This is a genomic window from Sanguibacter inulinus (assembly GCF_013415325.1).
Taxonomy (GTDB): Bacteria; Actinomycetota; Actinomycetes; order Actinomycetales; family Cellulomonadaceae; genus Sanguibacter; species Sanguibacter inulinus.
On sequence record NZ_JACBYE010000003.1, the window covers coordinates 134,543 to 156,752 of the forward strand.

Consider the following 22,210-nt stretch of genomic DNA (forward strand, 5'->3'; position numbering starts at 1 on the left):
GCTCAGGTGATCGGCAGGGCCGTGGCCAGCAGGACCACACCGACCGAGCCGACCAGGGTCGAGACTGCGAGCGCGCGGGCGAGCGTCCGCCGCCCGGCCCCGGTGGCCCAGCCGTGCAGGGCTGCGGCGAGCATGACGAGCACGAAGGCCGTGAGCTTGCCGGCGAGCATCCGTCCGTAGCCCGGCTCTGCGAGCGAGCCGATCGTCACGCCCTTGTGCGCTGCGAGGAGGACGCCGGTGGTCACCTGCAGCGGGATGAAGGCGACCACCGTCACGATGCCGAGGCGCATGCCCAGGCTCCGCATGAGGGCCGCGCGCTGCTCCTCACCGAGACGCCTGCGCGCGACGGGCAGGACGAGAGCCGAGACGGTGAGCTGACCACCCACCCAGAGGATGGCACCGAGGACGTGCACGAACCGCACGAGCGACCAGACGGTGAGCACCTACGACGCCTCCAGGATCCCGCGGGCTCCACGCTCGGCGTCGACCATCGCGTGGTCCACGAAGGTGTAGTGCCCGGGCTCGGGCAGGATGAGCTCGACGAAGCCACCCTGGGCGGGGGCGAGGTCGAGCACCTGGGCGCGGCCCTGCTCGGCGTTCCCGGGCCGCAGCAGATAGGCACCTTCTTTGAAGACGGTGTCGAGCTGACCGCCGACGACGTGGAAGGCTGTGGCTTCCTGCGGTCCGGCGTCGACGACCCAGATGCGGATGCGCTCACCCGCGCGGACGGCGATCGGGGCGTGCACGTACTGGTCGACGTAGCCGTTGAACACGACGGCGCTCGGGGCCTCCGCGGCGATCGCATCCTCGTCGGCAGTGCCGTCCTGGGGGCCGAGGTAGAGCTCGGACTGGACGAGCACGAGCTCGGTGTCGACCGGGGGGAGGCCCGGCGGCTCGATGATGACAGCCCCGTACATCCCGTTGGCGATGTGCAGCGACATCGGCGCGGTGCTGCAGTGGTAGAGCCAGGCACCCGAACCTGCCGCGACGAACTGGTAGGTCAGCTCTTGGCCCGGGTCGATCGTCCGCATCGGCTCGTCGGGGGCGAGCGTGCCGGCGTGGAAGTCGATGCTGTGGCCCATGCTCGCCTCGTTGACGAACGTGACTGTGAAGAGGTCGCCGACGGAGCCGTGGAGCGTGGGACCGGGTGCCGACCCGTCGAAGGTCCACAGGGTCTGTCGGACGCCCGGGGCGACCTCGGTCACGGTGTCGGTGACCACCATCCGCACAGCGTGCTCCGTGCCGCCGGGCAGGGGTGCGAGCTCCGGGTCGAAGGGCTGCCAGTCGGGTCCGGGGACTGCCTGCGGGTCGACCGTGACGGAGTCGTCCGTCTCGGTACCTGCGCTGGGCATGGCTGCCATGTCGTGGCCGTCGTCGGTGCTGGCGCCGTCGTCCGGCGCAGCCGAGGCCCCAGTCGTGAGGATGTCGAGGGTCATGCCTGCCGCCCGGTGACCGGGGACTGTGCACCACCCCTCGGTGTCGGCGTCGACGACGCCGAGGTCGAGGGTCGCGGACTCTCCGGTGGCGAGCATGGGTGTCTGCTGCCCGGTGGCGAGTGCGAGGTCGTGCCGCATGCCGTCGGTGTTCGTGACCTCGAGGACGACGTGGGTCCCGGCCGCGATCTCGATCACCGCCGGGGAGACGCGCATCCCGGCCAGGGTCACCTGGATGGTCTGCGTCCCTGCGGCACCGGTGACGGTGGCAGACCGAGAGCTGGGGACCCCGGGTCCGGTGAGCGCGACCACCAGGGCGACGACGACCATGAGCGCACCGAGGGCGAGCCCTCCGAGCAGCCCTCTGCGGTCGGCGGCCGGCTGGGTGGCGGGTGCAGGTCCGGGTTCCGCCGTCGTGGTGCTCACGCTGTCCGTCCCGTGCGACGTGCCCTGACGACCGCGGTGGCCGAGGCGACGAGGAAGAGGACGACGGCGACCTCGGTCGCGATCCCGCCGCCTGTCCACCACGGGTTCGACCCGAGCGCGTCCCCGCCGACGAGTCGGGCGGCGAGAGCCGTGTGCAGCAGGACGACGTGCGCGTAGAAGGAGGGGTGGAACGGCAGGCGCACCCGCAGGACCGCCGGGACGATCACGGGCGCGTGCCCGAAGATCATCGACATGACGAAGCCGAGGAAGACTGCGTGGAGCCCGGAGTCGTAGACGGCGAGGCTCGAGCCGAGGTCGCCCGCGACGAGCCAGATCGTCCCGCCGACCGCGAGCCACACGTACCCGGCCAGCAGGCACACCGCCATGAACCGCGTGACGCCCGGCACGCGGACGGTGCGGCGGGCGACGTCGTGCGCTGCTCCCCACAGGGCCAGGGCGAGCATCCCGGCGCCGGCGAGACGGGTCCCCGTCGATGTCTCGGGGAACGCCGTGGCGACCAGGAGGCCGACGAGGAACAGTGCGCCCGCGGCGGCGAGCTGGCGTACCGCCGACGGGCGGAGCATGCCCACCCGTGCCAGCTCGAGGCGTTCGCCGAGGATCGTCAGGACCAGGAAGCCCGCGAGCCACGGGACCATGCGGGGCACTGTCCACCCGGCGAGCCACAGCACTGTCGCGACGTACCAGCAGAGTGCTCCCAGAGCCATCACGCGCAGGTGGAAGGCCGGCTGGATCCTGTGCACGACGAGGTAGATCACGCAGAGGAGGACGGACGCGAGGCAGAGGAGCAGGCGTCCGGCGAGCGGCTGACCGACGAGCAGGGCGAGGCCTCCGGCCCCTGAGACGGCGGGGGCGAGGAAGCCCCAGGACCTGCCGAGCGCGACGGCCCGCTCGAGCGAGATGACGGTCCCGAGGAAGCCGAGGGTGATGAGCGGCCCGTGGTCGGAGGCTGTGCTGCTCGCGAGGGTCGGCAGCGGGAGCCCGAGGAGGAGAAGGCCTCCCCACAGGGCTGCGAGCAGGCAGAGCAGGGCAGCCACGAAGATCGGGATGCGGCGCGCCGTGCGCTGCTGGCCGTCGGGCCGGGCGACGGCGGGCGTGGTCGCGGTCACCATCCGAAGGCCTGCTTGGTCTCGGCGCTCATCATGTCGGCAGACCACGCAGGTGCGTGGGTGATGACGACCTCCACACGGTCCACGGCGCCGCTCTCCACGAGGACCCTGCGCACCTCGTCGGTCAGGTACTCACCCAGGGGGCAGGCAGGGGTGGTGGTGGTCATCACGACGGCAGCCACCCTGCCGTTGAGCTCCACCCCGTACACGAGCCCCAGCGAGACGATGTCGATCCCCAGCTCAGGGTCGATGACCGAGCGCAGCTCCTCCCGGAGCTGGGCGGTCTCGGTCCCGGGTGCGAGGAACCGGGTGACGGAGAGCAGGTCGCGGCTCACGTGGCATCAGGGCGTGGGGAGCCGAGCGTGGCGGGCGAGCCAGGGGACGCGCCTGGCGTGGTGGTCGGGACGGGCTCTGGCACGGCGGGCTTGCGGTGGGCACCTGGCATGGGTGTAGTTTTCACTAGTCGAGTAGTAAAAACAAGATGTGCTAGTTCGTCCGCCACCCCGAGGAGCTCCGATGTCATCTGAAGCCGCACTGCCAGACCCCGTCGACGACAGCGGGTCGCTCGACCTCGACGTGCGGACGCTGCCGCACGGCGCACGGCACGACGTGATCTTCGCCCGTCTGCAGGCGCTCGCGGACGGCGAGACCTTCGTCATCCGCAACGACCACGACCCCAAGCCGCTGCGCTACCAGACCGAGGCCCTCTGGCCCGGTGCCTTCGAGTGGACCTATCTCGAGGCCGGGCCCCTCCAGTGGCGTGTCGCGATCACCCGTGCCGACTGACGGCTCGTCGACCGCGCCGGCCGTCGACGTCGTCGACGGGCTCGCCCGGACGCTCGCCCGCGCGTGCCGTGCGCTCGCCGAGGCAGGTCGCCCGCAGGATGCCGGGCGGCTGGCTGCCGACGGCTGGGTCCTGCTCCGGCACCGTCACCCGGACCAGGCGCTGCGCCTGGACGGCACCATGCACCACGTCGCCCGCGTCGAGCAACGGCTCGCGGACCTCGCCCACGCACCGGAGGAACCACTGATGACCCTGACACCAGACCGCATCGTCGACGTCCGTACCGAGATCCCGCGCACCCGCCACGCGCTGATCTTCACGACCTTCGACCAGCTGCCCTTCGGCACGGGCTTCGTCCTCGTCAACGACCACGACCCGAAGCCGCTGTACTACCAGCTCGCGGCCGAGAGCCCCGACGCGTTCACCTGGGAGTATCTCGAGGAGGGGCCTGAGGTCTGGAGGGTCCGCATCGGACGGATCGCGGAGGCGTAGCCGCCCGCAGGTCCTGATGGCTGAGGTGCACCCCGCGGTGGCGTAGGATGGTGAGTACCGACGCGGGGTGGAGCAGCTCGGTAGCTCGCTGGGCTCATAACCCAGAGGTCGCAGGTTCAAATCCTGTCCCCGCTACAGATGCAGTGCGAGAGAGGCCTTCCTGGTTCCGACCAGGAGGGCCTCTCTCGTCCCCTGTCAGGTGCCCGTCCCCGTCAGGACCGATCGCTCGACGTCGGGAGGTCGTACTACGGTCGATCCATGATCCCCGCCGACCTCTCCCTGCTGCACGCCCCCGGAACTCCGGCACTCGCCCCTGACGGCACCTTCGTCGTCGTGGCCAGGACCGCTCCAGACCTGGACCTCGACGAGTACGTCGGCCAGCTCTGGAGGATCGCCGTCGACGGCTCGACGCCGCCCGTGCGACTCACGCGAGGGCACCGGGACACCGAGCCGCAGGTCTCGCCCGACGGGCGGTGGGTGGCCTTCCTGCGCGCCGAGCCCGAGGGGCGGCCCCAGGTGCACGTGGTCGAGGCGTCCGGGGGCGAGCCCGTCCGGCTGACCGACCTGCCTCTCGGCGCGGGCGGCCCGCAGCTCAGCCCGGACGGGTCGATGCTCGCCTTCCTGGCACGGGTCCCCGACGAGGGGCGCTACGTCCCCGGCGGCAACCCCGGTGCGGAGCCTCCGCGCCACATCACCGAGCTCACGTATCGTCACGACGGCGTCGGATTCACGCACGACAAGCGCCGCCAGCTGTTCGTCGTCGACGTCCCGGTCGACCCGGCCTCCCGGACGGCGGTGCCCGCAGCGCAGGACGCAGGGCCGACCGCACGGCAGGTGACCGACGGTGACGTCGACCTCACGAGCATCGCCTGGCTGCCCGACGGCCGGCACGTCGTCGCGGTCGGGGCGAGGCACACCGCTCGGCACCAGGACCGGCGCTCGGACGCCGTGGTCGTCGACACCGCACCCGAGGGGGACCCGACGCTGCGACCGCTGACGGATGCCGACTCTGGGTCGACCCTCGCCGTCGCCGCTGCGCTCCCGTCGGCCGACGGCTCGGCCCTCTGGCTCCTGGCCCAGGACATGGGGCCGTCGGGACGAGACTTCGTGGCGCGCCAGACCGGCCTGTTCCACCTGCCGCTGACCACGCAGGACGGCGCGCCGGCTCCCGTGGGCGTGCCGGCCCGGGTGACCGACGAGGAAGCCGTGGACCTCGACCCGGCAACCTTCGCCGCCACAGCCCACGGCGTCCTGGTCGGTGAGCTCCGCCGTGGGACCGTGGTGCTCCACGAGCTGCAGGTCGACGGCGCGGCACGCGAGCTCCTCGGCGGGGACGTGGTCGTGCACGGTGCCGCGACGAGGGCGCCGGCGGCGAGCTCGCCCGGCGGAACCGGTGCGTCACACGTGGCGGGAGCGGAGCCTGGAGCGGGCTCAGCACTCGCCGTCGCGACTGTCGCCAGCCCAGCGACGTCGGGCGACGTGCACGTGGTCGACCTGCAGACCGGGGCCACGGGCACGCTGACCGACTGGTCCGCGCCGCTGCGTGCCACGGGGCGCGTGCGCGAGCCCGTCGAGGTGACCAGCACGGCGCCTGACGGCTACCCCGTCCACGGCTGGGTGGTCACCCCGGACCCCGAGCGATTCGGCGCAGGGCCGCACCCGACGATCCTCATGATCCACGGAGGGCCCTTCGCGCAGTACACGGTCGCGCTCTTCGACGAGGTGCAGACCCTCGCCGAGGCCGGCTACGCCGTGGTCTACGGCAACCCGCGCGGCGCGGCCGGCTACGGCTCCGCGCACGGCTCGGCCATCCGCCACGCCTTCGGCACCGTCGACACCGAGGACGTGCTCGCGTTGCTCGACGCCGCTCTGACCGACCCCGCCCTCGACGCGGACAGGGTCGGCGTCATGGGTGGCTCCTACGGCGGGTACCTCACGGCGTGGCTCACCACCCGGACCGACCGTTTTGAAGCAGCCATCGTCGAGCGCGGTTTCCTCGACCCTGTCAGCTTTGTCGGGTCGAGCGACATCGGCTGGTTCTTCGGGCTCGAGTACCTGGGCGACGGGGACACCGACGAGGCCCGAGCCCGTGTCGCCGCGCAGTCTCCGATGGCGCACGTGGCGAAGGTGACCACACCGACCCTCGTGATCCACTCCGAGCAGGACTGGCGCTGCCCCGTAGAGCAGGGGCAGCGGTGGTTCGTCGAGCTCAAGCGGCGCGGTGTCGAGTCCGAGCTGCTGCTGTTCCCGGGGGAGGGGCACGAGCTCACCCGGTCCGGCCGCCCGCAGCACAGGCTCCAGCGGCTCGAGCACGTGCTGGCGTGGTGGGCGCAGCACCTGCCCGTGAGCCCGATGGTCGACGGCGTCTGAGCAACGACGAGCGAGGGGCTGCACCCAGGTCGGGTGCGGCCCCTCAGCCATCGTCGCGCGGGCTCCCTACAGGCCGACCATCGCCATGCCGGAGTCGTCGTAGCGGTTGCCGCTCACCGGGACGGTCCGGGTGAGGGCGTCGAGGTCGGCGACCTCGTCGGCCGAGAGCGCGAGGGTGGTCGCGCCGGCGTTCTCCTCGACGCGCTCGATCCGGCGGGTGCCGGGGATCGGGACGATCCACGGCTGCTGGGCGAGCAGCCACGCGAGCGCGACCTGCCCCGGCGTGCTGCCCTTGATCGTCGCGAGGGCGCGGACGTGGTCGACCAGCGCCTGGTTCGCGGCGAGGTTCTCGGCAGTGAAGCGCGGCACGCGGTTGCGGATGTCGCCCTCGCTGAAGGTGGTCGAGGTGTCGACCGAGCCCGTGAGGAACCCCTTGCCGAGCGGGCTGAAGGGGACGAACCCGATCCCGAGCTCGGCGAGCGTGGGCAGGACCTCGGGCTCAGGGTCACGGGTCCACAACGAGTACTCGCTCTGGACGGCGGTGACGGGGTGGACGGCATGGGCGCGGCGGATCGTCCCGGCGCCCGCCTCGGAGAGCCCGAGGTGGCGGACCTTGCCCGCCTGGACGAGCTCGGCCACGGCCCCCGCGACCTCTTCGACGGGGACGTCGGGATCCACGCGGTGCTGGTAGAACAGGTCGATCGTGTCGGTCCGGAGCCTGCGCAGCGAGGCGTCGGCGACCCGGCGGATCTGCTCGGGGCGGCTGTCGAGACCGACCATGTGCCCGTCCTCGATGTGCCAGCCGAACTTCGTGGCGATCACCACCTCGTCGCGGACCGGTGCGAGAGCCTCGCCGACCAGCTCCTCGTTGACGTAGGGGCCGTAGACCTCCGCGGTGTCGAAGAAGGTCACGCCGCGGTCGACAGCCCCGCGCAGCACGGCGATCATCTCGTCGCGCGTGCCAGGGTTCGGCCCGTAGCTCATCGACATGCCCATCGCGCCCAGGCCGACCGCGGAGACCTGCAGGCCCTGGCCGAGAGTTCGAGTGTGCATCTGGTCCTCCGTGGTGGTCGGTGGTGCTCGTGGTGCTGACCTGGACCACGCTAGGACGGGTCTGGGCGGAGAGGCAGGGGCTGCTGGTACCCCGTTGCCCAGCACCTGCCTCCAAGGCCCGTCCAATGACACGAGCTGCGCACGAGCGGTCTGGGGCCGTGGCCCCAGACCGCTCGTGAGAGGGCAGGTCGCACCTGCAGGTCAGGACCCCAGGTCAGACGTGCGTGCCCTGCAGGCTGTCCCTGTCGCCTGTCTGCGACGGCTCGTCGTCGCCTGCGATCGGTGCCGAGGCGTGCTCGACCGCGTGCCCCTCCACGTCGACGCTGGGGAGGATCTTGTCGAGCCAGCGGGGCATGTACCAGGCGCTCTTGCCCAGGAGGGAGAGCAGGGCTGGCATGAGGACGAGGCGGACGATGAAGGCGTCGGCCAGGACGCCGACCATGAGCCCGAAGGCGATCGACGCGGCGACCGAGAAGGTGCTCGTCGCGAATCCTGCGAAGACGACCGTCATGATCGTGGCGGCTGCCACGAGCACCGGGGCCGAGCGCGAGAAGCCCTCGACGACGGCGTCCTTGGGGGTGAGGCCGCGGTCGTGCATCTCCTTGATGCGTGAGACGAGGAAGACCTGGTAGTCCATCGCGAGACCGAAGAGCACCCCGACGAGCAGGATCGGCAGGAGGGAGAGCATCGGGTCGCCCTGGGGTGCGTTGACCAGGGCGGGCAGCCAGCCCCACTGGAAGACCGCGACGGAAGCGCCGAAGGAGGCTCCGACGGAGAGCAGGAAGCCGAGGGTGGCCACGAGGGGGATGAGCAGGGAGCGGAACAGCAGGACCAGCAGGGCGAGGGAGATGAGCACGATGACGACGAGGTACGTGACCAGGGCGTCGGACAGTGCGGCGTCCTGGTCTATGCCGATGGCTGTCTCGCCCGTGACCTCGAGGTGGATGCCGGAGATCGAGTCGGCGTCCTCGCGCAGCTGGTGGACGAGGTCCTTGGTGGAGTCGTCGATGGGACCGCCTGTGGGGATGAGGGTGATGCGGGCGGTCTGGCCGTCGGCGCTGACCTCGGCCGGGGTCACCTGAGCCACGCCGGCCATGCCGGTGAGCTGGTCTTCGAGGGCGGTGGTGCTCGAGGCGACGTCGTCGCCCTCGGCCAGGACGATCAACGGGCTCTGGACGCCACCGAGCTCGTCGAGGATGAGGGTGTAGGCGGCGCGCTCGGTCGACTCGGGGTCGGTGCCGCCGGGGACGTTGAAGGCGGTCTTCATGGAGAGCATCGGCAGGGCGACCACGACCAGCACCAGCACTCCGGTGACCAGCGAGATCACGGGGCGGCGCACGACGGCCTGCCCCCAGCGCCGCACGAAGCCGTGCTTCGGGGTGGTGTCCTCGTCGAAGACCACTCCGGCGGCCAGGTCCTTCCGGTGCTTCTTGGACAGTGCCTTGACCCCGAGCGTCTTCATGAAGACCGGCAGCAGAGTCAGGGAGAGCAGGACGGCGACCAGGACGCCGAAGGCTCCGGCCATGCCCATCTCGGTGACGAAGTCGATGCCGGCGACCATGAGCGCGGCCAGGGCGACGATGACTGTCAGGCCGGCGAAGACGACGGCGGTCCCGGCGGTGCCCGTGGCGCGGGCGATCGAGTCCTCGACCGAGCGGCCCGAGCGCAGCTCGGTGCGGAACCTGGACAGGATGAACAGGGAGTAGTCGATGCCCACGGCCAGTCCGAGCATCGAGGCGAGGATGATCGAGTTCTCCCCGATCGGGGTGATTGAGCCGTAGGCCAGCACACCGACGAGCCCGACACCCACGCCGAAGACCGCGATGAGCAGGTTCGCCCCCGCGGCCCGCATCGAGCCGAAGGTCAGGACCAGGACCAGGAAGGCGATGAGGACTCCCACGACCTCGCCGGGGCCGGACTCCGCCCCGAGCGGGACGAGGTTGCCGCCGAGCTCGACCCCGAGGTCGGCCGGTGCGGACTCCTGGAGGGCGAGGGCCGCGTCGTAGGAGGTGACCTGGGCGTCGTCGGAGAGGTCGCCGTAGATCAGGGTCGCCACCGCCAGGGTGCCGTCTGGGGAGGTGTAGGGCGCGTCGGGGGCGAAGGGGTCCGAGACCGACTCGACACCGGGCAGCGAGGCCGCCTCGGCCAGCACGCTGTCGATCTGCGACGAGACGCCTGGGTCGGTGACCTCGGCGTCCTGGGGCGCGAAGACCAGCTGGAGGGTGTTCTCGGGTGGGGCCTGCGCAGCCGGGAACTCCCGGTTCATGACCTCCAGGGCCTGCGAGGCGCGCGACCCGGGGATGGTCTGCGGGGCGCTGTCGCCGGAGCCGTTGACCCCGAGGATCCCGGCGAGCCCGGCGAAGACGGCCAGCCAGACACCGACCACCACCAGCCGGTGCCGGGCGCTCGAGCGCCCGAGACGAGAGAGGAACGTGGACATGGGCACTCCTTGGGGCAGGGGGTTGCGATCGCTACCGATCCTGCTCGTGGCGGGTCCTCGGCGAATCCGGCAGGTGGTTGATCGTCGGTACCGCAGGCGCGGTAGCAGGGCGCGGTCTGTCGACCCGTGCGGCTCGGTCGACAGCGCAGGGTGCCGGGAGGGGGGACGCGGAGAGGGGGCCCGCGGTGCCCGCCGGCGCTGAGGGCTGCCGGGGCTGGTCGGAGGCGCCGGTGAGGGTGCCGAGGCCCCCGGGGGAGGTCTGGTTGGACCTCGGGCCCAGATGGCGTAGAGTAGGGATCACCGACGCGGGGTGGAGCAGCTCGGTAGCTCGCTGGGCTCATAACCCAGAGGTCGCAGGTTCAAATCCTGTCCCCGCTACAAGAAGAACGGCCCTCGATCATCGATCGGGGGCCGTTCTGCGTTGCGTCCTAGGCGGCGGACGTCTCGCTCAGCAGCTCAGCGGTAGGCGTCCCTGCGGTGAGAGATCCTCAGGACGGTGATCGTGACCACGTCTCCTTGGACCGTGTAGACGATCCGGTACTCGCCACGGCGCGCCGACCACATCCCGGTGAGCTCGCCCTGGAGGGGCTTGCCGACGCGCAGAGGCCCTTCTGCGAGGGGGCCTCGGATGAACTCCCAGGCGGCTGCTGCGACCGCCTCGGGCAGGGTCGTCTCCAGGGCTCGTCGGGCTGGAGGGGCGAGGAGGACCCGATACGTCACGAGGTCTGTCGCATCGTCACCTGGTCGAGCGGCACGACGTCGCCTGCGGCCACAGCGGCCTGTGCCTCGGCGAGCTCTGCCATGGCTGCGGGATCGGAGAGCACAGCGATGGTCTCCTCGAGAGAGGCGAGGTCGTCGGGAGAGATGAGCACCGCAGCAGGTTCGCCGTGGCGGGTGATCACCACACGCTCGTGCGTGTCGTGGACGGAGTCGACGTACGACGAGAGCCGGGCTTTCACGGAGGCCAACGAGGTGGTTGTCATGACCATGATCCTAGTCACCGCATGGGTCGATGTCAGCAAGGCGATGTGCCTGTGGATGAACCCGACGACGCCGGCTCGCCTACACCCAGATCGCGGCGGGCCATCCGTCGCTGAAGATCTCAGGGGTCGCAGGGAGCGCCTCGGACTGGCCGCGGGTGTGACGACGCGCGGTCCAGGCCGTCGCAGCGGCGTCGAGGACGTCGTCGACCCCCACGTCGACACCGGACAGCCCGCCCGCCCCCGACAGGACCAGGCCGCGCTCGGCGAGCAGTGCCCTGCGTGTCTCGGCACCCGCCCAGGTCTTCTTGCGGTCGGTCAGCGGGGCGCCGTTCATCCGGGCGAAGACCACCTCGGGGTGCACCTCGAGGACCGTGCGGTCCTCGCATGCCGGGCTGCGGACGAACCGTTCGACCTCGAACACCTTCGACCGCAGCCCGAAGGCCTGGATCGAGACGCCTTCGCCGGCGAGCTCGCGGTTCAGGACTACGGCGCTCGGGTGGTCGTCCGCCTCGAGGGCGGGGCGGACCGGGGTCATGAAGACCGACGAGCGCAACCGTCCGATCTCCAGCTTCGCCAGGACGTCGGCCTGCCGTCGACCGGTGTCCGGGAGGCCGATCGGGATGTCGATCGCCACGACCGAGACACGACCGCCGAGCTCGGCAGCAGCGACGAGCGAGCCGATGTCCTGCGCGGCGAGCGCCGTCGCGCCGTCGCCGTCCCATGCCACGCCGACCCAGCCGGCCCGGCACGCGTCCACCCCGAGCACCCGGGTCGTCTTGGTCATGGTTCTAGGAGTACCAGGTGCGTGCTGAGCGCGCGGGCTGGGGACAGGGCCGGCAGCCCAGAGCCGCCTGAGGGAGGGAGGAGAACGAGCCAGTGCTCCCGGGGGCGGGGGGCGAGGAGCGCGAGGCGCTGTGGCTGGTAGGGACAGCCCTACCTCAAGACTGGGTGGCTGACCTGATGGTCGCGGGACGCAGGGGCGAGGAGGATGGACTCATGATCGAGACGACCGCGCGCCTCCCGCACCGCGCAGACAGTGTTCCGGACCCGGCCGACCAGCCGTGGCAGACGGAGGCGAGCACGCCGTGGACCGCCGTCGTGCGCCGCATCCGCAGCCTCGGCGCCGATACGGCGTACGTGCTGGTGACGCTCCCGTGGTCTTTGGTCGCCTTCGTCGTGGTCTTCACAGGGCTCGCCGTCGCCGTGCCGCTCATGGTCTTCTGGGTGGGGCTGCCGATCGCGGCGGGTGTGCTGGTCGTCGCGCGGTGGTTCGCCTCGGTCGAGCGGAGCAGGACGGTGCGACGTGCCGTGCTCGCCGGAGACCTGCCTCTCGCGGAGCCTCGTCGAGCGGCAGCGCCCGGACCGGGTGCACCTGTCGGCGCGGAGCGCCCGTCGTCGACGCGCCGCGTCCTCGCGTCGCTGCGCGACCCCCAGGGCTGGCGGGAGACCGTGCACGCGCTGACTGGCTGGATCCTGTCGATCGTCACCTTCACCGTCACGGTCACCTGGTGGGTCGGCGCCGTCGCGGGGACGACCGTCTACGCCTGGGTGAGGTTCCTCCCGGAGAACACCGGCAACGACGACCTCAGCGGCGCCGCCCGTGATGCCCTCGAGATGCTCAACTCGACAGGCTTCAAGCTCGCCGCAGGGATCGTCTTCCTGCTGACCCTGCTGCCGATGACCCGGGCGATGGCACGCCTTCAGGCAGGGTTCGCGCGGACGCTGCTCGACGAGCCGACCCTGACCGTCGCGCGCTGACCATCTCCGGGCGTGATCGCCGTCGCGCCGATAGTGTCGGACGATGAGTGCACCCACAGTCTTGTTCATCGGTGGCAGCGGCGTCATCAGCTCGGCGAGCGTGCGGCTCGCTGTCGAGCGCGGCTACGACGTCACCGTGCTCAACCGCGGGTCGTCAACGACCCGTCCTCTCCCGGCGGAGGTGCGCTCGGTGCGCGCCGACGTCCGCGACCCAGGGTCGGTGCGCGAGGCGCTCGGCGGGAGTGACTTCGACGCTGTCGTGGACTGGGTGGCCTTCACCCCCGGCCACGTGCAGCAGGACGTCGACCTCTTCACCGGCAGGACCGGGCAGTACGTCTTCATCAGCTCCGCCTCGGCGTACCAGACGCCGCCCGCCCGCAGCCCGGTCCTCGAGTCCACGCCCTTGCGCAACCCGTTCTGGGGCTACTCCCAGGACAAGATCGCGTGCGAAGACCTGCTCGTCGCCGCGTACCGCGACACCGGGTTCCCGGCCACGATCGTCCGACCGTCGCACACCTACGACCAGACCTCCGTCCCGCTCGACGGCGGGTGGACCGTGGTCGAGCGGATGCGCGCCGGCAAGGAGGTCGTCGTGCACGGTGACGGCACGTCGCTGTGGACGATCACGCACACCGACGACTTCGCGCTCGGCTTCGTCCCGCTGCTGGCAAACCCGAGGGTCGTCGGCGACACCTTCCACATCACCTCGGACGAGGCGCTGACGTGGGACCACATCACCCAGTCGCTCGCGCGAGCAGCAGGGGTCGAGGCGAAGATCGTCCACGTGCCGTCGGACGCGATCGCGGCCGTCGACCCTGGGTGGGGTGCCGGGCTGCTCGGAGACAAGGCGCACTCGATGGTCTTCGACAACGCCAAGATCCGCAGCGTCGCCCCGGGGTTCGTGCCGCGCACGACCTTCGAGCAGGGTGCGCGCGAGATCGTCGCGTGGCACGACGCGGACCCGGCCCGACGGCAGGTCGACGCACGGATGGACGCAGTGATGGACGACCTGGTGGAGCGGTTCCGGGTCTGAGGTGGAGGTTCGTCTGCGCCCGTCGCCGGGCCGGGGCGCCGCCCTGCGGTTGTCACCAAGCCCTGGCCCGAGTGCGTGCCGGGAGGTCCCGTGACGGTCGACGGGACCTCCTGCCGACAGCCGTGGAGAGATCTTTGGTCTGCTCTTGACGCTGTGCGGACGTACTCTTGGAACGGTTCACCATGGCGGTGACCGTGAGGGAGCGACGATGACCGACAGGTCAGAGCAGTCCGGTCCGAAGCACGAACCGCGCGACGAGGCTGTCCTCGAGGCGGGGCACGAGCCCGCGCACGTCCCGGCGCACGAGGTCCCCGGAGAGCTGCTCACCCTCGGGGTGCTCGCGACCTCGCAGAAGACCGACGAGCGTCGGCTGCCCATCCACCCCTCGCACCTCGATCGCATCGACGCAGACCTGCGCGAGAGGATGATCGTCGAGAACGGCTACGGCTCGGCCTTCGGCATGACGGACGAGCGCCTGTCAGGCCTGGTCGGTCAGGTCCTGCCGCGCGCTGCGCTCCTCGAGAGGTCGGACGTCGTCCTCCTGCCCAAGCCGCAGGCGCACGAGCTCGCGGAGCTGCGCGAGGGGCAGGTGCTGTGGGGGTGGCCGCACTGCGTGCAGGACGTCGAGATGACCCAGCAGGCGATCGACCGTCGCCTCACCCTCGTGGCCTTCGAGGCCATGAACCACTGGACGGGGGACGGGCGGTTCGCGCTGCACGTGTTCCACAAGAACAACGAGATCGCCGGGTACTGCTCGGTCCTGCACGCGCTCCAGCTCGCCGGGTCGACGGGGGACTACGGACGCCGCCTCAACGCGATCGTCATCGGCTTCGGCGCGACGGCGCGTGGTGCCGTGACAGCGCTGAGGGCGCACGGCGTCCACGACGTCCACGTGCTCACCAACCGCGACGTGGCAGCCGTCGGCTCGCCGATCCACTCGGCGCGCATCGTCCAGCTGGACCACGACGAGACGGCCCCGAACCTCAGCCACGTGCTGACCGAGGAGGGGCGCGTCCCGCTCGCCCCCTACCTGGCGGAGTTCGACATCGTCGTGAACTGCACGCTGCAGGACACCGACGCCCCGCTGACCTACCTCTGCGAGGACGACCTCGGTGCGTTCAGGCCGGGGAGCCTCGTGGTCGACGTGTCGTGCGACGAGGGGATGGGGTTCTCCTGGGCGCGGCCGACGACCTTCGCGGAGCCGACCTTCGAGGTGGGCGACCACATCCTCTACTACGCCGTCGACCACAGCCCCTCGTACCTGTGGAACTCGGCGACCTGGGAGATCAGCGACGCCGTGCTGCCCTTCCTGCGCTCGGTCATGAGCGGACCGTCGGGCTGGGCGTCCGACGAGACCGTCGCGCGTGCGATCGAGATTCGTGACGGGGTCGTCGAGAACCCGGCGATCCTCAGGTTCCAGCACCGGGCCGAGGCGTACCCGCACGCCCAGGAGGCCTGACGGTCCCGCAGGGCTGAGGTCCGCGACCCGCAGGCCGCTCAGACGGTGGTCGCCGGAGACGCACCTCGCGCGACCAGGTCAGGGCGGAGCGCGGCGGAGTGCGGGGCGAGCCAGAGGCTGAGGTGGTCGATACCCTTGATGCTGCCCGCGCAAGGACTACCGAGAGGGGCACCATGACCGAGCGACCGACCTTCGCCCCACCGTCGGGGACCGTCGTGGGCTGGGTCGACACCGACGCCGGCGTGCTGCGCGCCACGGGGATCCCCTACGCCACGGCGGGCCGGTTCGAGGAGCCGGTCCCGGCTGCCGACAGGACCGAGGTGCTCGAGGCGACAGGATGGGCGCCAGCGTGCCCGCAGGCACCGGTGGTCTTCCTCGAACGGGTGCTCGGCGGTGACTTCAGCTCGCTCGCGACGGACGAGAGCTGCCAGAACCTCTCGGTCACGGTGCCGCGTGACGTCCAGGCCGGGGAGCGGCTCCCGGTGATGGTCTGGATCCACGGTGGCTCGTACACCTCGGGTGCCGGTGACGTCCCGGTGATGGACCCGGCGCCCCTGGTCGCCGAGCAGCGGGTCGTCGCGGTGACCGTCACCTACAGGCTCGGGATCTTCGGGTACCTCGGAGGGCGTGCCGGGCGCCCTGCGAACCTCGGGCTGCTCGACCAGGTGGAGGCCCTGCGATGGGTCCAGCGCAACGTCGAGGCCTTCGGGGGAGATCCTGCGCGGGTGACGGTCTTCGGGCAGTCGGCGGGCGGGGATGCCGTCGCGCACCTCATGGCGGTGGCTGGGGCTGCGTCGTTGTTCTCCCGTGCGATCGTCCAGAGCGCCCCGCTCGGCATCTCCCGTGGGAGGAGCGCGATGAACGCGGCGATGCTCGAGGCCGCCGAGGGCATCACCGCGCAGACCCCGGTCGACGAGGTCGTCGCCCGGCAGTCTGCTGTCGCGAAGACCGCGAAGGGTTCGGGGCTGCGTGCTGCGATGCCCTTCGGCACCCAGTACGGCTTCGACCCGCTCCCGCCCGAAGACGCCGTCGACGACGCGTGGGACGCCGTGGCCGAGGAGGTCGACCTGCTCATCGGCTGCACCTCGGAAGAGGCTCGGCTCTTCGTCCGCGAGGTTCCCGTGGTCCAGCGGGTGATCGCGCTGCCCGTCGTCGGGCCGCTCGTGCGCCGTGCCCTCGTCGCTGCTCTCACCGAGGTCGTCTACGGGCGGTCGGCGCGGCGCTTCGCCCGTCGGCACGCGCGAGCAGGTGGGCGGGTGCACAGGTACGTGCTGTCGTGGTCCGCGCCCGGGAACCCGTGGGGTGCCGCGCACACTGTCGACCTGCCGATGCTCTTCGGCGACGAGAAGACCTGGGCGCGAGCCGAGCTGGTCGATGGGGCGTCGTGGGACCAGGTCCAGGAGGCGGCACGAGCTGTCCGTGCTGTGTGGGGAGCCTTCGCCCGGGGTGACGACCTAGGGCGGGACGCGTCAGTCCCGGGTGTCCTCAGGTGCACAGCGGTGCGGTGACCTGTCGACGACCTTGCGCTGCTCAGGCGGGCTTGCGGGAGTCGTAGGCCTCGCGGGCCTCGACCACCTCGGGGACGGCGTCCTCGATGACGCGGATGAGCGAGGCGAGGCTGTCGGACACCTGGGTGCCGAGCGCAGTGAGGCTGTACTCGACGTGCGGCGGGATCGTCTCGCGGACCTCGCGGACCACCAGGCCGTCGCGCTCGAGGGCCTGGAGGGTCTGGGACAGCATCTTCTCGCTCACGCCGTCGATCTTGCGGCGCAGCGCGTTGAAGCGCACGGACCCGTCGCGCAGGGCCGCGAGCGCGAGGACGCCCCACTTCGCCGCGACGATCTCGAGGGTCTGCCGTGAGCTGCAGCCGCGCTGGAAGACGTCGGGGGCGAACTCCGAGAAGTCTTCGAGGTCGTCGGTCCCGACCTCGCGCGGTGCGGCGGGGTCGTGGGTCTCGACGTTCTCGGTCCTGGCCATGTCTCGAGTATACGACCGTGCATCAGAAACCGATAGTGCTGCGGAAAGGATTGCACTTTCGAAAAGTTAGTGCCATGCTCGTCGTGTTGCCGAATCGTCGCCGCGGGACCTGTCTGCGCGGCCATCTCACAAGGAGCACGCCATGATCGCTGTCACCGGAGCCACCGGACACCTCGGACGCCTCGTCGTCGAGTCCCTGCTCGAGCGCGGCACCCCCGCCGACCAGGTCGTCGCCGCTGTGCGCACCCCGGCCAAGGCCGCTGACCTCGCCGCCCGCGGCGTCCTGGTCCGCGAGGCCGACTACTCGCGCCCCGAGACTCTCGCGGCGGCCTTCGAGGGTGTCGACACCCTGCTGCTCGTCTCCTCCTCCGAGGTGGGCCAGCGCGTCCCGCAGCACGTCGCCGTGATCGACGCCGCGAAGGCTGCGGGCGTCGGCCGCGTCGTCTACACGAGTGCACCGCAGGCCGACACCTCGACCCTCGTGCTCGCCCCCGACCACAAGGCGACCGAGGAGTACCTCGCGCAGTCGGGCCTGGCCACGACCATCCTGCGCAACAACTGGTACACCGAGAACTACCTCCAGCCCGTCCAGCAGGCCAAGGACTCGGGCGAGATCCTCGCGAGCGTCGGAGACGGCAAGGTCGCCTCGGCGCCCCGCTCGGACTTCGCCGAGGCCGCTGCCGTGGTCCTCGTCGACGACTCGCACGCGGGCAAGGTCTACGAGCTCTCGGGTGACGTCGCCTGGACGCACGACGAGCTCGCCGCCGCTGCCGGCGAGGTGCTCGGCCGCGAGGTCTCGTACCACCGCGTCTCGCCCGAGGAGCACGCCGCCGTCCTCGCAGGCTTCGGCCTCGACGAGGGGACCGTCGGCTTTGTCGTCGCTCTCGACGGCAACATCCGCGACGGTGAGCTCGCGACGGTCACGAGCGACCTGAGCACGCTCCTCGGCCGTCCGACCACCGGGCTCGTCGAGGCGCTGCGCGCAGCGCTCTGACGGTGACAGCGGGAGCGGTGGCAGCGGGCGTCACCTGCCCTGCCGCGCGGGAGTCCTGCCGGCCGGAGGGTCCGCGCGACCTCAGGTGATCGACGCAGAGGCCGGGGGTGCCAGGACGGCACCCCCGGCCTCTGCGCACCCAGCCCGCTGCGGGCCTTCACGCCGACCCTTGGTCCTCTTACACTCGGGATCATGAGCGATGTGACGCAGGACACTCCCCGGACCCAGCCTCCCGGACGCGGTGACGAGAAGAGCACCCTCATGGGCTTCTTGATGCTCAACCGCGAGACCGTCGTCATCAAGGCGCAGGGTCTCAGTGACGAGGACGCCGCGCGGCGTCTGCTGCCCAGCCTCACCACGGTGTCGGGGATCATCCGCCACCTGGCCGACGTCGAGCGGTCGTGGTTCGTCGAGGCCGTCGAGCAGCGCCCCTACGACCGCCGCTTCGGCAGCGACGAGGACCCGGACGGTGAGTTCCGCGTGACCGCTCAGGACTCCCTGGCGGAGATCATCGACGACTACAGGGCGTCATGGGCGGAGGCTGACGAGGTGCTCGCCCGGCACGACCTCGACGAGGCGCCCGACAACCCCGAGTACCCGTCGCTCCGCTGGGTCCTCGTGCACGTCATCGAAGAGACCGCCCGGCACCTCGGGCACGTCGACATCCTCCGCGAGCTGCTGGACGGCACCACGGGAGAGTGACCGGGCGACCGGTCGTCGCCGGCACGAGGACCCGCGAGGCCGAGAGCGGCCTGCACGCAGAGAAAGGGGCACCAGCGATGCTGGTGCCCCTTCGCTGTGCGTGTCGTCTTCCCGGAGGACCGGGAGGACATGCCTCGCGTCGATCTGCCCGTGACGGAGGAGCGTGGCCTCAGGGCTTGCCGTAGGTCACTTGCGGGTCGAGGCCTTGATCTCGGCGTAGGAGGTGCTCGAGGCGGTCCCGGAGATCGCCGTGACCCGGACCGTGTATGCCGTGTTCTTCGCGAGGCCGGTGATCTGCACCGAGGTCTTGGGGCTCACGCCGTCCTTGACGGTCGTCCAGGTCTTGCGGTCGCGCGTGACCTGGACCTTGTAGTCGGTGACCTGAGGGCCAGACGTCGCCGGCGCCGTCCAGGCGAGGGAGAGCGTGGTGGCAGTGCTCGCGGTCACCTTCATGGCTCGGGGTGCGGAGGGCGCCGCGAGGGTCGTCACCTTGACGACGGCCTGCGCGCCTGTCGTCGTGCCGTCGGCGACAGGGGTGATGCGCACGCTGTAGGTCGCCGACGGGGCGAGACCCGTGAGCTGGACCTTCGGCGCCGTGCTGACGCCGTCGGCGAAGGTCGACCACTTCTTGCCGTCTCGTGACAGCTCGACCCTGTAGTCCGTGATGAGCGTGCCCGAGGTCGCGGGAGCGGTCCAGGTCAGCGCCGCGGTGGACGGGGCCCTCGACGTGACGGTGGGCGTGCGGATCCCCGAGGGTCGTGCGGCGGTCGTGACGGTGACCGTCGCCCACGGGCTCCGGCCTGCAGCAGCGTTCGCTGCCACCCGGACCTGGTACTTCGTGGCGGGGGCCAGCCCGCTGAGCCGGGCTGTCGTGCCCTGGGCGGCGACCGTCGTCCACGTCTTGCCGTCGGTCGAGCGCTGGACGGTCCAGCTCGTGGCCGGGGTGCCCGCAGCGGGCGTCCACGAGACCGTGCCCGCGACTGTCGTGACCGCCGAGACCGCGAGCTTCGTGGGGGCGGCAGGCGCGACCGGAGCAGGTGCCGGAGCCGGAGCCGGAGCTGGAGCCGGAGCCGGAGCGGGCGCCGTGACCGGGGCCGTCGCCGGAGTGAGGCCGAAGAGTCGGTCCGGGCTGCCCGCGCTGCGGTCGGTGACGCCCGTCCGGCTCGAGCTGACGAGCCTGTCGGTGACGTCCTTGGGGGTCAGCCGCGGGGAGTCGGCGAGCAGGAGCGCTGCGAGCCCGGCGACGTGCGGGGCCGCCATCGAGGTGCCGGAACGGGTCGCCGTCGTGCCGCCGGGCGCTGTCGAGACGATGCGCTCACCGGGGGCGAAGCCGTCGACGCAGGTGCCCCAGCTCGAGAAGGTCGCGCGGGAGTCGGTGATCGTGCTGGCTCCGACGGTCAGTGCCGAGGGCACGTCCGACGGGGAGGCCTGGCAGGCGTCGGTGTTCGTGTTGCCTGCGGCGACGACGACGAGGAGGCCCGCTGCTGTCGCGGCGTCGACGGCCCGACCCATGATGTCGCTGCGTGCCCCCGACAGGGACATGTTGACGACCCCGGGCGTGCCGGCCGGGTGGTTCTTGACCACCCAGTCGAGACCGCTGATGACGTCGGACATCTTGCCCGACCCGGAGCACCCGAGGACACGGACCGGGACGACGGTCGCAGACTTCGCGACACCGTAGGTGCGCGAGGCGACAGTGCCGGCGACGTGGGTGCCGTGGCCGTGGCAGTCGGCTGTCCCGGTCGTGTCCGCGAAGGCGGAGAACCCCGGGGCGACCCGTCCGCCGAGCTCGGGGATCGCCGAGTCCACGCCGGTGTCGAGGACGTAGACGCGCACGCCCGCGCCGGCCGAGCTCGGGTAGGTGTAGGTCTTGTCGAGGGGGAGGGCCACCTGGTCGAGCCTGTCGAGGTCCCAGGGGGCGCCGCTCTGGCTCGAGCTCTCGGTGATGCTCACGTCGAGGTCGGGCTCGACCTCGGCGACGCCCTCGGTCTGGGAGATCGCGTCGATCTGCTCGGGTGTCGCCTCGACGACGTAGCCGTCGAGGGCGGCGTCGTACTCCTGGACCGTGGTGACACCCTGCTCGGCGAGGTCCGCGGTCACGGCGGCTGGGTCGCCGTCGACCTGGACCAGCCAGGTGGTCGGCTCTGCGGCAGGGTCGGCCGCGGTTGCCGGGAGTGCGCCAGCGGCGATGGTCCCCGTCGCCAGGGCTGCTGTCACCAGTGCCACGACAAGGCTTCTCAAGCCGGGTCTCGTGCTCGTCATGCTCGTGCCTTCCGTGTCCGCCGCAGCGGCACGGTGCCGGCTGCTGATCTATGTGCTCATCGGCGTGACGTTCGGCGCGGTTAAGCATTCAACTAGATTCCACCCACGGTGGAGCGTGACAAGTTCGACGTCAGGAGCGACGGGGATGGGCCCTGTCGGACGTCGTCGCAGGTGCGGAGAGCACGATCGTTGAATCCTCAACGAATTTCTGGGCGCAGTGTGACGAGAGACACGCCGAGCGGGGCTGCCGCGTCGGTGGTTCGCCCTGGCGGCGAGCGTCAGAGGAGCGTCCCGAGGGCACGGGTCAGAGGAGGACCCGACAGCGTGCGTCACAGGAGCGCCCTGAGGGCATGGGTCAGAGGTGCGTCTCGACGGCGAGCGTCAGTGCGTCGCCTTGATGACGAGCACCGGGACGGCCGAGTCGAGCAGCACGCGCTGCGTGGTGCTGCCGAGGAGGAACTTGCCGACGCTCGAGCGCTTGCGCGAGCCGATGACGATGACCTCGGCCCCGGAGCGCTCGGCGTGGTCGAGGATCGCGTCGGCGACGTCGATGCTGTCGAGGCGGAACGCGACCTCGACCTTCTCTCCTGCGACGGTCTCGAGCAGGTGGGCGAGGTGCGGGGGGACGGGCGCGGCATCGGGCTGCGGGGTCAGGACGAGCACCGTGACCGTCGTCGTGCGGCGGGCCGCCTCGGCCACGGCCGCCGCGAAGGCTGCCTCACCCTGAGGGGTCTCGTTGTAGGCCACCAGAACGGTCATGTCGCAGAACTCCTGTGTCGGTGCGAAGTGTCGAGCCGTGCGTGCGCAGGCCTACCGGTGCCCGGACTCCGATGGTCGGGACGCACGCAGGCCGAGCACACGACCCGTTCCCGTCACCGGGAGGTCGGGCCGCTGGTCACAGCCTAGGGCCAAGCGGC

At 71.2% G+C, this 22,210-nt stretch carries 21 protein-coding genes and 2 tRNA genes; 11 read left to right on the forward strand and 12 right to left on the reverse strand.

Features of this window, described 5'->3' with window-relative positions; translation table 11 throughout:
- Positions 1–2: 2 nt before the first annotated feature.
- From HZZ10_RS02260 to HZZ10_RS02275, 4 genes are read right to left on the reverse strand one after another with little or no spacing between them, the layout of a single operon-like run.
- Positions 3–443, reverse strand: coding sequence for a hypothetical protein (locus HZZ10_RS02260; protein ID WP_179912239.1), 441 nt, complete (start codon positions 441–443; stop codon positions 3–5).
- Positions 444–1,859: a multicopper oxidase domain-containing protein gene (locus tag HZZ10_RS19765; protein ID WP_218928343.1), complete on the reverse strand. Its 1,416-nt coding sequence runs from the start codon at positions 1,857–1,859 to the stop codon at positions 444–446.
- Positions 1,856–2,989: a DUF8744 domain-containing protein gene (locus HZZ10_RS02270; protein WP_179912240.1), complete on the reverse strand. Its 1,134-nt coding sequence runs from the start codon at positions 2,987–2,989 to the stop codon at positions 1,856–1,858. The genes HZZ10_RS19765 and HZZ10_RS02270 overlap by 4 nt, the downstream gene beginning before the upstream one ends.
- Positions 2,983–3,321 (reverse strand): metal-sulfur cluster assembly factor, encoded by a 339-nt coding sequence (locus HZZ10_RS02275; protein WP_235533829.1) that lies wholly within the window; start codon positions 3,319–3,321, stop codon positions 2,983–2,985. Before HZZ10_RS02275 ends, HZZ10_RS02270 begins: the two co-directional genes overlap by 7 nt.
- Before the next feature lie 181 nt (positions 3,322–3,502).
- On the opposite strand from HZZ10_RS02275, the gene HZZ10_RS02280 reads away from it, so the two are divergent.
- The 4 genes from HZZ10_RS02280 to HZZ10_RS02295 all read left to right on the forward strand — a co-directional run bounded on the left by HZZ10_RS02280 (position 3,503) and on the right by HZZ10_RS02295 (position 6,632).
- On the forward strand, positions 3,503–3,772 hold the full coding sequence (locus HZZ10_RS02280; protein WP_056129097.1) for a DUF2249 domain-containing protein: 270 nt from the start codon (positions 3,503–3,505) through the stop codon (positions 3,770–3,772).
- Positions 3,762–4,262, forward strand: a complete 501-nt coding sequence (locus HZZ10_RS19985) for a DUF2249 domain-containing protein (protein ID WP_308507465.1) — start codon at positions 3,762–3,764, stop codon at positions 4,260–4,262. Before HZZ10_RS02280 ends, HZZ10_RS19985 begins: the two co-directional genes overlap by 11 nt.
- A 61-nt stretch (positions 4,263–4,323) precedes the next feature.
- A tRNA-Met gene (locus HZZ10_RS02290) sits at positions 4,324–4,397 on the forward strand.
- Positions 4,398–4,520: 123 nt separating this feature from the next.
- Entirely contained in the window at positions 4,521–6,632 is a 2,112-nt protein-coding gene (locus HZZ10_RS02295) for a S9 family peptidase (protein WP_179912241.1), read from the forward strand.
- Positions 6,633–6,698: 66 nt separating this feature from the next.
- Here the strand turns inward: HZZ10_RS02295 and HZZ10_RS02300 are convergent, their stop codons facing one another.
- The gene (locus HZZ10_RS02300) at positions 6,699–7,685 is read right to left on the reverse strand and encodes an aldo/keto reductase (RefSeq protein WP_179912242.1); all 987 of its coding nucleotides are present in this window, start codon (positions 7,683–7,685) and stop codon (positions 6,699–6,701) included.
- A 214-nt stretch (positions 7,686–7,899) separates the two neighbouring features.
- Positions 7,900–10,125: an MMPL family transporter gene (locus tag HZZ10_RS02305; protein ID WP_179912243.1), complete on the reverse strand. Its 2,226-nt coding sequence runs from the start codon at positions 10,123–10,125 to the stop codon at positions 7,900–7,902.
- 304 nt (positions 10,126–10,429) lie between these two features.
- On the opposite strand from HZZ10_RS02305, the gene HZZ10_RS02310 reads away from it, so the two are divergent.
- Positions 10,430–10,503 (forward strand) — tRNA-Met (locus HZZ10_RS02310).
- Between the two features lie 78 nt (positions 10,504–10,581).
- On the opposite strand, the gene HZZ10_RS02315 is transcribed toward HZZ10_RS02310, so the two are convergent.
- From HZZ10_RS02315 to HZZ10_RS02325, 3 genes are all read right to left on the reverse strand, one after another.
- Positions 10,582–10,845: a type II toxin-antitoxin system RelE family toxin gene (locus HZZ10_RS02315; RefSeq protein WP_179912244.1), complete on the reverse strand. Its 264-nt coding sequence runs from the start codon at positions 10,843–10,845 to the stop codon at positions 10,582–10,584.
- Positions 10,842–11,108, reverse strand: a complete 267-nt coding sequence (locus tag HZZ10_RS02320; protein WP_179912245.1) for a type II toxin-antitoxin system Phd/YefM family antitoxin — start codon at positions 11,106–11,108, stop codon at positions 10,842–10,844. Before HZZ10_RS02320 ends, HZZ10_RS02315 begins: the two co-directional genes overlap by 4 nt.
- A gap of 79 nt (positions 11,109–11,187) precedes the next feature.
- Complete coding sequence (locus HZZ10_RS02325) at positions 11,188–11,892, reverse strand: DUF429 domain-containing protein (protein WP_179912246.1); 705 nt, start codon at positions 11,890–11,892, stop codon at positions 11,188–11,190.
- Positions 11,893–12,104: 212 nt separating this feature from the next.
- Between HZZ10_RS02325 and HZZ10_RS02330 the strand changes: the two genes are divergently transcribed.
- The 4 genes from HZZ10_RS02330 (at position 12,105) to HZZ10_RS02345 (ending at position 16,866) form a co-directional block, all read left to right on the forward strand.
- Positions 12,105–12,866 (forward strand): sensor domain-containing protein, encoded by a 762-nt coding sequence (locus tag HZZ10_RS02330; protein WP_179912247.1) that lies wholly within the window; start codon positions 12,105–12,107, stop codon positions 12,864–12,866.
- A gap of 43 nt (positions 12,867–12,909) precedes the next feature.
- Entirely contained in the window at positions 12,910–13,899 is a 990-nt protein-coding gene (locus HZZ10_RS02335) for an SDR family oxidoreductase (protein ID WP_179912248.1), read from the forward strand.
- A gap of 208 nt (positions 13,900–14,107) precedes the next feature.
- Positions 14,108–15,358 (forward strand): N(5)-(carboxyethyl)ornithine synthase, encoded by a 1,251-nt coding sequence (locus HZZ10_RS02340; RefSeq protein ID WP_179912249.1) that lies wholly within the window; start codon positions 14,108–14,110, stop codon positions 15,356–15,358.
- Positions 15,359–15,531: 173 nt separating this feature from the next.
- Entirely contained in the window at positions 15,532–16,866 is a 1,335-nt protein-coding gene (locus HZZ10_RS02345; RefSeq protein ID WP_179912250.1) for a carboxylesterase family protein, read from the forward strand.
- Positions 16,867–16,888: 22 nt separating this feature from the next.
- On the opposite strand, the gene HZZ10_RS02350 is transcribed toward HZZ10_RS02345, so the two are convergent.
- Positions 16,889–17,335 (reverse strand): winged helix-turn-helix transcriptional regulator, encoded by a 447-nt coding sequence (locus HZZ10_RS02350; RefSeq protein ID WP_056129125.1) that lies wholly within the window; start codon positions 17,333–17,335, stop codon positions 16,889–16,891.
- A 142-nt stretch (positions 17,336–17,477) separates the two neighbouring features.
- On the opposite strand from HZZ10_RS02350, the gene HZZ10_RS02355 reads away from it, so the two are divergent.
- Both HZZ10_RS02355 and HZZ10_RS02360 read left to right on the forward strand, forming a co-directional pair.
- Positions 17,478–18,329: an SDR family oxidoreductase gene (locus HZZ10_RS02355; RefSeq protein ID WP_179912251.1), complete on the forward strand. Its 852-nt coding sequence runs from the start codon at positions 17,478–17,480 to the stop codon at positions 18,327–18,329.
- A gap of 192 nt (positions 18,330–18,521) precedes the next feature.
- Positions 18,522–19,031 carry a DinB family protein gene (locus HZZ10_RS02360; protein WP_056129133.1) on the forward strand — a complete coding sequence of 170 codons (510 nt, stop codon included), beginning with the start codon at positions 18,522–18,524 and terminating at the stop codon, positions 19,029–19,031.
- A gap of 186 nt (positions 19,032–19,217) precedes the next feature.
- Here HZZ10_RS02360 and HZZ10_RS02365 read toward each other — a convergent pair whose 3' ends face one another.
- Together HZZ10_RS02365 and HZZ10_RS02370 are read right to left on the reverse strand one after the other, a co-directional pair.
- The gene (locus HZZ10_RS02365; protein WP_179912252.1) at positions 19,218–21,257 is read right to left on the reverse strand and encodes a S8 family serine peptidase; all 2,040 of its coding nucleotides are present in this window, start codon (positions 21,255–21,257) and stop codon (positions 19,218–19,220) included.
- 417 nt (positions 21,258–21,674) lie between these two features.
- On the reverse strand, positions 21,675–22,052 hold the full coding sequence (locus tag HZZ10_RS02370) for a universal stress protein (RefSeq protein WP_056129138.1): 378 nt from the start codon (positions 22,050–22,052) through the stop codon (positions 21,675–21,677).
- Positions 22,053–22,210 lie beyond the last annotated feature (158 nt).

What these genes read in the sequence shown, in the direction of transcription:
- HZZ10_RS02305 (WP_179912243.1), bottom strand. Translation starts at nt 10,125, where the DNA reads ATGTCCACGTTCCTCTCTCGTCTCGGGCGCTCGAGCGCCCGGCACCGG.
- HZZ10_RS02330 (WP_179912247.1), top strand. Translation starts at nt 12,105, where the DNA reads ATGATCGAGACGACCGCGCGCCTCCCGCACCGCGCAGACAGTGTTCCG.
- HZZ10_RS02280 (WP_056129097.1), top strand. Translation starts at nt 3,503, where the DNA reads ATGTCATCTGAAGCCGCACTGCCAGACCCCGTCGACGACAGCGGGTCG.
- HZZ10_RS02350 (WP_056129125.1), bottom strand. Translation starts at nt 17,335, where the DNA reads ATGGCCAGGACCGAGAACGTCGAGACCCACGACCCCGCCGCACCGCGC.
- HZZ10_RS02360 (WP_056129133.1), top strand. Translation starts at nt 18,522, where the DNA reads ATGAGCGATGTGACGCAGGACACTCCCCGGACCCAGCCTCCCGGACGC.
- HZZ10_RS02345 (WP_179912250.1), top strand. Translation starts at nt 15,532, where the DNA reads ATGACCGAGCGACCGACCTTCGCCCCACCGTCGGGGACCGTCGTGGGC.
- HZZ10_RS02295 (WP_179912241.1), top strand. Translation starts at nt 4,521, where the DNA reads ATGATCCCCGCCGACCTCTCCCTGCTGCACGCCCCCGGAACTCCGGCA.
- HZZ10_RS02340 (WP_179912249.1), top strand. Translation starts at nt 14,108, where the DNA reads ATGACCGACAGGTCAGAGCAGTCCGGTCCGAAGCACGAACCGCGCGAC.
- HZZ10_RS02320 (WP_179912245.1), bottom strand. Translation starts at nt 11,108, where the DNA reads ATGACAACCACCTCGTTGGCCTCCGTGAAAGCCCGGCTCTCGTCGTAC.
- HZZ10_RS02355 (WP_179912251.1), top strand. Translation starts at nt 17,478, where the DNA reads ATGATCGCTGTCACCGGAGCCACCGGACACCTCGGACGCCTCGTCGTC.
- HZZ10_RS02370 (WP_056129138.1), bottom strand. Translation starts at nt 22,052, where the DNA reads ATGACCGTTCTGGTGGCCTACAACGAGACCCCTCAGGGTGAGGCAGCC.
- HZZ10_RS02335 (WP_179912248.1), top strand. Translation starts at nt 12,910, where the DNA reads ATGAGTGCACCCACAGTCTTGTTCATCGGTGGCAGCGGCGTCATCAGC.
- HZZ10_RS02300 (WP_179912242.1), bottom strand. Translation starts at nt 7,685, where the DNA reads ATGCACACTCGAACTCTCGGCCAGGGCCTGCAGGTCTCCGCGGTCGGC.
- HZZ10_RS02325 (WP_179912246.1), bottom strand. Translation starts at nt 11,892, where the DNA reads ATGACCAAGACGACCCGGGTGCTCGGGGTGGACGCGTGCCGGGCCGGC.
- HZZ10_RS02270 (WP_179912240.1), bottom strand. Translation starts at nt 2,989, where the DNA reads ATGGTGACCGCGACCACGCCCGCCGTCGCCCGGCCCGACGGCCAGCAG.